This is a genomic window from Azohydromonas sediminis (genome assembly GCF_003574675.1).
Taxonomy (GTDB): Bacteria; Pseudomonadota; Gammaproteobacteria; order Burkholderiales; family Burkholderiaceae_C; genus Calidifontimicrobium; species Calidifontimicrobium sediminis.
The window spans coordinates 1-565 of sequence record NZ_QOAZ01000114.1 but is presented as its reverse complement, the minus strand read 5'-3'; the positions used below and the strand labels follow the sequence as shown (position 1 = coordinate 565).

1 rRNA gene is annotated in these 565 nt (G+C 49.7%); it reads left to right on the top strand.

From position 1 onward, the window contains the following. Positions 1-565: ribosomal RNA gene (locus tag DRV96_RS17865) — 23S ribosomal RNA — on the top strand; the annotation flags it as partial.

The window sequence follows — 565 nt, the reverse complement described above, 5'->3', positions numbered from 1 at the left end:
CTGTAAGCGGACGAAGGTGAATCGAGAGGTTTGCTGGACGTATCAGAAGTGCGAATGCTGACATAAGTAACGATAAAACGAGTGAAAAACTCGTTCGCCGGAAGACCAAGGGTTCCTGTCCAACGTTAATCGGGGCAGGGTGAGTCGGCCCCTAAGGCGAGGCTGAAAAGCGTAGTCGATGGGAAACGGGTTAATATTCCCGTACTTGGTATAACTGCGATGTGGGGACGGAGAAGGTTAGGTTATCGCACTGTTGGATGTGCGTTTAAGCCGGTAGGTGGGTGTTTTAGGCAAATCCGGAACACCATTCAACACCGAGAAGTGATGACGAGGTTCTACGGAACTGAAGTAACCGATACCACGCTTCCAGGAAAAGCCACTAAGCTTCAGGTTATACTAAACCGTACTATAAACCGACACAGGTGGTCAGGTAGAGAATACTCAGGCGCTTGAGAGAACTCGGGTGAAGGAACTAGGCAAAATAGCACCGTAACTTCGGGAGAAGGTGCGCCGGCGTAGATTGTAGTGATTTACTCACGAAGGTTGAACCGGTCGAAGATACCAG